Source organism: Litorilinea aerophila (genome assembly GCF_006569185.2).
In the GTDB taxonomy this organism is placed as follows: domain Bacteria; phylum Chloroflexota; class Anaerolineae; order Caldilineales; family Caldilineaceae; genus Litorilinea; species Litorilinea aerophila.
Genome location: NZ_VIGC02000042.1, coordinates 35,192 through 42,937, shown reverse-complemented (window position 1 = coordinate 42,937; position 7,746 = coordinate 35,192). Strand labels below are relative to the sequence as shown.

Sequence of the window (7,746 nt, the reverse complement as noted above, 5' to 3'; positions counted from 1 at the left end):
GGTGCGCCCCGGGTACTCCTCCTGCCTTGCTCTCCTGTCTTAACGTGCGCTCCTGCCTGGACGCCCTCACGCCCAGACACAAGTCCCTAATTTACCACATCCCCCACCCCACCCCCAAATCCAAAACCCGCTCAAATCGCTTAAAGTCCGATCCGGTGTCCTCCCCAGTGGTTGAAGCCTATTCCAGGGTCAACAGCAGCCCATTTTGTTCCACCCGCTGGCCTGGGGCGACCTCCACCTTTTTGACGACGCCGGACCGGACAGCGCGGATTTCATTCTCCATTTTCATGGCTTCCAGGATCACCAGGGGCTGCTCTTCCTCGATGGCATCCCCAGGAGCGACCAGGACCTTAACCACCAGACCCGGGATCGGCGCCGTCACCGCCAGTTCCCCTTCAGGCAAGGCCAGCGTCTTGCGCCCGGCGTTCAGCCGCCGGGTCCGTTCATCTTCCACCTGCACATCGAAATGCTCGCCCCGCAGGGAGATCCGATAGTTGAACCGCTCAGGCTCAATCAGGAGCTCATAACTGCGGGCATTAAACAGCATGCTGTATAGCTCGGGGACGCCGCTCTGGCGCAGGTCCACTTCCAGCCGTTCGCCGTCCACATAAACGGCGTCTCCATCGATCTCGATTTCGTATTCTGTCTGTCCAACTCGTGCGTAATATTTCACCACAGCCCCCTCACCGCCCGAATGCGCCCGGCCTGCTTCCACAGATTTCGACGACTGTCGGCCTGTGCGTTTCCAATGTGCACAGCCTTGCGGCCCTCTTCGTGGGCCACCAGCGCAGCGGCCACGGCGGCTATCTTTTCGTATTCCTTGGCCCGCCTCATCTCCCGGTTGAGTCGCAGACGATCCAGAAAACCGGTGTCGAAGGTTCCCCAGATAAACTCCGTGTTGTCCATAATGGACTGATGGAACGGGATTGAAGTTTTGATGCCACCGATGCGATATTCGTTGAGCGCCCTCCGCATCCGCAAGATCGCCTCGGCCCGGGTCTCTCCCCAGACGACCAGCTTGGCGACCATGGGATCGTAGTAGAGGGTCACCTCAAAGCCCCGGTACAGGGCACTCTCCACCCGCACCCCTGGGCCGGTGGGTTCCTGCAGAAAGGTCACCGTGCCGGTGCTGGGCAAAAAGTTGTTAAAGGGATCTTCCGCCGTGATGCGGCATTCGATGGCCCACCCTTTGGGGGTGATGTCTTCCTGGCGATACCGCATGCGCCGACCGGCCGCAATGGCGATCTGCTCTTTGACAATGTCGATCCCCGTCACAAACTCGGTCACCGGATGTTCCACCTGGAGACGAGTATTCATCTCCAGGAAGTAGTACCGGTTGTCCCGGCTGTCGAACAGGAACTCCACTGTCCCGGCGTTGACGTAGTTGACGGCTTCCGCCGCGGCAATGGCCACCCGCCCCATCTCCTGGCGCAGGTTTTCCTCTACGGCCACGCTGGGGGCCTCTTCGATCAGCTTCTGATGGCGGCGCTGGATGCTGCATTCCCGCTCGCCCAGGTGAATGATGTTGCCGTGGCTGTCGGCCAGGATCTGGATTTCGATGTGGCGCGCGTTGGGAATCAACTTCTCGATGTAGACTTCATCGTTGCCGAAGGCGCTGGCCGCTTCCCGTCGCGCCGCAGCCAACATGTCGGGCAACTGCTCCGGCTCCTGGACGGCGCGCATCCCTTTGCCACCGCCCCCGGCACTGGCCTTGATCATGACCGGGAAGCCGATGGTTTTGGCAAAGGCAATCAGCTCTTCATCCCGCAGGCCGGGCGGAGAGCCCGGCACCAGGGGTACGCCGTGCCGGGCCACCGTTTGCCGGGCCACCACCTTGTCCCCCATCCGCTCGATGGCGTCCGGCGGCGGACCGATGAAGGTGATGCCGGCATCGGCACAGGCCGCGGCAAAGGCCGCGTTTTCCGACAGAAACCCATAGCCAGGATGGATGGCGTCCACGCCTGCCTTGCGGGCCACGTCGATGATCTTATCGATGCGCAGATAGCTATCTCGACTGGGCGCGGGGCCAATGCAGTATGCTTCATCGGCATAGCGAACGTGCAGGGCCGAGCGATCCACCTCGGAGAAGACCGCCACCGTCGGGATACCCCGCTCTTCGCATGCCCGCAACACACGCACGGCGATTTCGCCGCGATTGGCAACTAATACCTTTTTGAACATGCGTTTTTCCAATCACCACAAAAAACATGGAAAAAGCCACAGCCAGGAACAGCGCCCCCTGTGACTTTTCAGCCTGTGACTTTTCAGCCTGGGCCCATCAACCACCCATGGGATCGATGAGCGTTTAACCGGTAGCCCTACAGCCTGGGCCGGTGCAGTCGGGCCTCCACCACCAGTCGGTCGACGCCCAGAGGCGACGGCGGCAACGTCTCGCTCACATGCCACTGGCCGAAGAGGGGATCACCCGGCTGCAGCCGCAAACGCCGAAACTGCCAGATGGTCACCCCGACGGGCCGCCCGATGGGCACCGCGTAGTCATCCTCCACCAGGCCGTGCACCCGGCTCACGCCGGCCAGGTATCGGGTCTCCCAGGTCCCCTCGGGCAGGCGTCCATCCCGGCCGGGACCGCAGGTGACCCGCAGGGGCACCTCACCGCACTGCACCAACAGAGTAGCCGTTTCCATCCCATCCTGCTTCTCCAGCTCCGCCTCCAGGATCTGCCCGCTGAAGGCATAGGTGGCCCGGCCCACCTGGATGAAGCAGGACGGCCAGGCCTCTTTCTGGACCGTAAACCAGGATTCGCTCCCCGGATCCGGCAGAAGCAACCCCGCATCCAGTTGCACGGAGAGGGGCTGCCCCTGGGCCAGGGGGGGATAGTCCATCAGGGCCAGTTGCTGGGCCGACAGTTCGAACTCGATCTCGGTCAGTGCCATACAGGTGCCTCTTGACGAATGTCTCGTAGCGCCCACGCCGTCTACAGGGGGATGTTGCCGTGCTTTTTGGGCGGGAGGCTGCCATGCTTGTTCTGCAACATCTCCAGCGCATTGATGAGCCGGGGACGGGTTTCGTGGGGCTCGATGACGTTGTCGATGAAGCCGGCCGACGCCGCCACGTAGGGGTTGGCAAAGCGCTGGCGGTATTCCTCCACCAGCTCGTTCTTGCGGGCCACCGGATCTTCAGCCTGGGCCAGTTCCCGCCGAAAGATGACGTTGACGGCACCGTCCGGCCCCATGACCGCGATCTCGGCGCTGGGCCAGGCCAGGACCAGATCGGCCCCGATGTGACGGGGGTTCATGACGCAGTAGGCGCCGCCGTAGGCCTTGCGCACGATCACGGTGAGCTTGGGCACCGTGGCCTCGGCGAAGGCATAGAGCAGCTTGGCACCGTGGCGGATGATGCCGCCGTGCTCCTGGTTCAGGCCAGGCATGAAGCCGGGTACATCTTCCAGAACGATCAGTGGAATGTTGAAGGCGTCGCAGAAGCGAACGAAACGGGCCGCCTTCTGGCTGGCGTCCACATCCAGCACGCCCGCCAGCACGGCCGGCTGCTGGGCCACGATGCCCACCGAACGGCCGCCCAGCCGGGCAAAGCCGACGATGATATTCATAGCCCAATGTTCGTGGACCTCCAGGAACTGGCCGTCGTCCACGATGTGCTTGATAATGACCTTCATGTCGTAGGGCCGGTTGGGGTTGTCCGGCACGATGGTGTCCAGCTCCGGATCCTGGCGCAGGGGGTCGTCCTGGGACGCCATCACCTGGGGGTCCTCCATGTTGTTGTCCGGCAGGTAGCTGACCAGCTGCTGGACCAGGAAGAGGGCATCTTCCTCATTTTCGGCGGCAAAGTGGGCCACGCCCGACTTGGTGGAGTGGACGAAGGCGCCTCCCAGCTCCTCGAAGGTGACGTCTTCATGGGTGACCGTCTTGATGACGTCCGGCCCGGTCACGAACATGTGGCTGGTGTCCTTGACCATGATCACGAAGTCGGTGATGGCGGGGCTGTAGACTGCGCCGCCGGCGCACGGCCCCATGATCACGCTGATCTGGGGCACCACACCCGAGGCGATGACGTTGCGGTAGAAGATCTCCGCGTAGCCGGCCAGGCTGAAGACCCCCTCTTGGATGCGGGCGCCGCCGGAATCGTTCAGGCCGATGATGGGCGCGCCGTTGCGCATGGCCATGTCCATCACCTTGCAGATCTTGGCGGCATGGCTGCGGCTGACGCTCCCGCCGAAGACGGTGAAGTCCTGGGAATAGACGAAGACCAGGCGGCCGTTGATGGTGCCGTAGCCGGTCACCACCCCATCGCCGGGGATCTTCTGGTCGGCCAGGCCAAAATCATTGCAGTTGTGGGTAACGAAGACGTCCAGCTCGCGGAAGCTGCCCTTGTCCAACAGCAGTTCAAGCCGTTCCCGGGCCGTCATCCGCCCTTTGGCATGCTGGCGAGCGATCCGCTCTTCGCCACCTCCCATTTTGGCCGCCGCTTTGCGTTCACGCAGCTCTTGAATCTTTGGATTGATGGCTTCTTGAGTCAATGAATCTCTTCTTTCTGCTCTAGATGACGGTGGTCGCGTCCCGTACAAATCGTCTTTCAGATCATCACGCATGGTTCATCCAGGAGTCCGTGCTCCCTCCCACGGGCAGGGGCCCGCCGCGCCTGGGACAGCCTCCCATGGGCAGCCCGCATGCCCCTGCAAGAATGTATAACACCAAAATGGCGCCCAAGTTGTCATCCGATGGGTTGAGATGCGCCTGCGTGCTCCATCCCGCCCAACGGATCCTCAACCGGGCGGCGCGCCAGCCACACCAAGAGGGCGCTCAGCAGGCCGGTCATGGCCACTGTGCTCCACTGCATGATGGGCAGCGGAATAAACTGCTCGGGGATGGCCGGATAGTAGCCCAGGCCATAGTCCACGAAGTCGCTCAGGGCGAACCAGAGGAAGGCGATGGCCGCCGCGCGCAGGTTTGGGCGGAAATAGGTGAGCAGCACCACACCCTGGGCAATCAGGCCCAGGTGGGTCAGGGTCATGAAGACACTGTCGAAGGTGAACAGGGGGGCGCCGTAGACCAGCCCGGTGTTGCGCCAGAAGACCAGCCAGGCCGTGACCGTCCACACGCCATATTTGATCTGCCCAAAGGCGAAGAGGCTCAACAGCCAGACGGGTGCCTGCCGGAAGGTCAGCGCCGCCACCAGAAGGCTCCAGCTCCACACCCCAAACATGGCCGCCTGTTGCTGCCAGCCCACCGGCGCGCCGGGCAGGTAGGTGCTCAGCCAGATACCGACAGAGACGCCCGCAGCCACCCAGAGGGTTCGGCTGGCCCGAACCCGAGCCCCAGGCGACCAGCGGGTATGGGCTGTGGCCATGAGCAGCCCAATCCCACCCAGCAGCCCGAAGAGGGGACAGTCCGGGATGAAGGGCCATACCCACAGCGGCGTGGTTGGATCCGCCATCACGTAGCCATACCAGTAGAGCAGGCCGCCGAAGTAGGCCGCCACATCGATGACCAGGAACAGCGTCAGCAGCTCGGGCCGCGCGATCAGGCTGTGCAGCCAGGCGATCTGACCCTGCCACCAGGTGCGACTCCACATGGATGCCCTCCTTTCGCGTTCGCCCCCATCCGCGCGCCATCGTACAGAGCGCCTGCCGGCTGTCGGCGGCAGACCCCTATCGAAGCCGCCGGATGGGCACACCGCCCACGATGGCCCCGGGCGGCACATCCTTGTTCACCAGGCTCATGGCGCTGACCACCGCGCCGTCCCCGATGATGACGCCAGGCAAGATGGTGCAATTGGCGCCGATGGTCACGTTGGCGCCGATCACCACCGGCCCCGTCCGCCATTCCGCCCGCAGATATTCATGGGCCAGGATGGTCGTATTATAGCCGATGATGGTGTTATCGCCCACACGAATCAGTTCCGGATAGAACAAATCCGGGGTCACCTGCCAGGCGAAACTCACGTGACGCCCCACCTGCATTCCCAGCCGGCGATAGAGCCACCGTTTGACGGCCAGGCTGGGCATGTGATATGACAGGACGATGATGAAACCGTTGCGGAGGACCCGCCAGGGCGAGACGTGGCGATGCCAGAGGACAAGGCTGTTGCGCTCGTCCGGCGTGGCGGTGATGGTGAGGCGGGCCCGCCGGTCGGACGCAGGCAGGGGGCCGGGTTGGTTCAGCTCGTCAGACACAGGCGCTCCTTTGTGCGGACCCTCCTGGCCACAGAGGTCGCCGATGCCCGGCCGGCTCACCAGGCGAGTAACAGGACGGCAGCCAGGGCGCCGGCCAGGATGCAGCAGGTAAAAAAGAGCAAGACGGCAACCACCAGGCTACAGCTGAAGAGCAAATTGGCAGCCAGGGCCCGGCTGTCCACCAGGGCCGAGAGAATCACGCCACTGATCAGCAACGCCATCAGCAGCGCAAAGGTTGCCGCGCCCACACTCAGCTCGATGGGCCAGCGGAAGAGTCCATACACCACATAGAGGCTCAGGACGCCGCCGGCAATGCCGGCCAGGGCACTGCCCAGGACCACCAGCAGGGACGGCGCCGGGGCCAGCTCCTCTTCCAGCTCCCACAGCGCCATGGGCACGGTCGGTTCCAGATCTGCCACCCGATCGTCAACAGGGTACGGGTCGAACGGTTCGTCATTCAAGTCGTCATTCACGCGGCCATTCAGGCCCTCACGTGGCGGTGGATTGCCAGAGCCGACGGCCTCCACAGGCCGGGGCACTCCCCCGGGGCCGTCGAGTTCGGTGCGCCCATTCTACACGATCGACCAGGGCCATACAAGCGCCCAGCCCATACGAGCAACCCATGTCCCAATCTCGTGTATCCCAATCCACCTTGCCGCCCCTGGATCTGGCCAAACTCCGGCAGGTCCTGGGGCAGAGCCCCATCGGCCACACCATCCACTACCAGGCCAGCGTCCCCAGCACCATGCCCATTGCCCACGAGCTGGCCAGGCAACCGGCTACCGCCAGCGGAACCCTGGTGGTGACCGACGAACAGACGGCCGGCCGCGGCCGGGGAGAACGTCGCTGGGAGACGCCGCCGGGGACGGCTCTGCTGGTCAGCGTCATCCTCAAGGAGGCGCACCTGCGGCTGCCGCCGGCCCAATTGCCCATGGTGGCAGGGCTGGCTGTGTTGGAAGCCATCGCCGGCCTGGATCCCAGGCTGGCCTCCCAGGTCTGGCTCAAGTGGCCCAATGACGTACTGCTGGGGGCAGAGGGTGCCCAGGCCGGCAAAGTGGCCGGCATCTTGATTGAAACCGCCTTCCAGCAGGGGGAGCTCCACTACGCAGTGCTGGGGATGGGCATCAACGTCAATCAGGCCCGCCACGAACTGCCCCCGGTCGCCCCGCCCACGCCCGAGCCTGCCTCCATCCGCCTGGCCCTGGGCCGGGTGGTGGACCGCACGGATCTCCTGATCGGGCTCTGCCAGGTATTGGCCGCCCGCCTGATGGATGAACCGGCGGCAGTGTTCCAGGCCTGGCAGGAACGGCTGGTCACCCTGGGCCAGACCGTGGGCGTCTACACCCGGGGGCTGGACCAGGAGCCCACCCTGGTGGGGCAGGCCGTCGGGGTGACCCCCCAGGGAGAACTGGTGGTGATGGACTGGACAGGCCAACGGCATACCTTCAGCGCCGGGGATGTCTCTATCCGGCGCGCGGAGAAATAGACCGGCAGCCTGAAACCCTGGAGCCCGGGCTGCGTATCATATTTTGCGTCCCACTGATTGCTGGCCCCTGGGGGGTATGTTACAATCGCTGACAATGAACGCTCTGTTC

The 7,746-nt window shown here is 63.9% G+C and carries 8 protein-coding genes; 1 reads left to right on the top strand and 7 read right to left on the bottom strand.

Annotation, left to right across the window (positions count from 1 at the left end):
• Nucleotides 1-178: 178 nt before the first annotated feature.
• From FKZ61_RS24360 to FKZ61_RS21985, 7 genes are all read right to left on the bottom strand, one after another.
• On the bottom strand, nt 179-673 hold the full coding sequence (locus FKZ61_RS24360; protein WP_141612302.1) for a biotin/lipoyl-containing protein: 495 nt from the start codon (nt 671-673) through the stop codon (nt 179-181).
• Nucleotides 670-2,181: an acetyl-CoA carboxylase biotin carboxylase subunit gene (accC, locus tag FKZ61_RS22010; RefSeq protein ID WP_141612301.1), complete on the bottom strand. Its 1,512-nt coding sequence runs from the start codon at nt 2,179-2,181 to the stop codon at nt 670-672. The genes FKZ61_RS24360 and accC overlap by 4 nt, the downstream gene beginning before the upstream one ends.
• 137 nt (nt 2,182-2,318) lie before the next feature.
• Nucleotides 2,319-2,894, bottom strand: coding sequence for a hypothetical protein (locus tag FKZ61_RS22005; protein ID WP_141612300.1), 576 nt, complete (start codon nt 2,892-2,894; stop codon nt 2,319-2,321).
• A 41-nt stretch (nt 2,895-2,935) separates the two neighbouring features.
• Nucleotides 2,936-4,432 carry an acyl-CoA carboxylase subunit beta gene (locus tag FKZ61_RS22000; protein ID WP_407659968.1) on the bottom strand — a complete coding sequence of 499 codons (1,497 nt, stop codon included), beginning with the start codon at nt 4,430-4,432 and terminating at the stop codon, nt 2,936-2,938.
• Between the two features lie 257 nt (nt 4,433-4,689).
• Nucleotides 4,690-5,550 (bottom strand): DUF1405 domain-containing protein, encoded by an 861-nt coding sequence (locus tag FKZ61_RS21995; protein WP_170200157.1) that lies wholly within the window; start codon nt 5,548-5,550, stop codon nt 4,690-4,692.
• A 76-nt stretch (nt 5,551-5,626) separates the two neighbouring features.
• A complete protein-coding gene (locus FKZ61_RS21990) occupies nt 5,627-6,151 on the bottom strand; it encodes an acyltransferase (RefSeq protein ID WP_326838577.1) in 525 nt (174 codons plus the stop codon).
• A 56-nt stretch (nt 6,152-6,207) separates the two neighbouring features.
• Nucleotides 6,208-6,612, bottom strand: coding sequence for a hypothetical protein (locus FKZ61_RS21985; protein WP_141612297.1), 405 nt, complete (start codon nt 6,610-6,612; stop codon nt 6,208-6,210).
• Between the two features lie 161 nt (nt 6,613-6,773).
• Between FKZ61_RS21985 and FKZ61_RS21980 the strand changes: the two genes are divergently transcribed.
• A complete protein-coding gene (locus FKZ61_RS21980; RefSeq protein ID WP_141612296.1) occupies nt 6,774-7,637 on the top strand; it encodes a biotin--[acetyl-CoA-carboxylase] ligase in 864 nt (287 codons plus the stop codon).
• Nucleotides 7,638-7,746: the final 109 nt, after the last annotated feature.

Coding starts and splice junctions, on each gene's coding strand:
- accC (WP_141612301.1), bottom strand. CDS start 2,181: ATGTTCAAAAAGGTATTAGTTGCCAATCGCGGCGAAATCGCCGTGCGT.
- FKZ61_RS22005 (WP_141612300.1), bottom strand. CDS start 2,894: ATGGCACTGACCGAGATCGAGTTCGAACTGTCGGCCCAGCAACTGGCC.
- FKZ61_RS22000 (WP_407659968.1), bottom strand. CDS start 4,432: ATGGGAGGTGGCGAAGAGCGGATCGCTCGCCAGCATGCCAAAGGGCGG.
- FKZ61_RS21995 (WP_170200157.1), bottom strand. CDS start 5,550: ATGTGGAGTCGCACCTGGTGGCAGGGTCAGATCGCCTGGCTGCACAGC.
- FKZ61_RS21980 (WP_141612296.1), top strand. CDS start 6,774: ATGTCCCAATCTCGTGTATCCCAATCCACCTTGCCGCCCCTGGATCTG.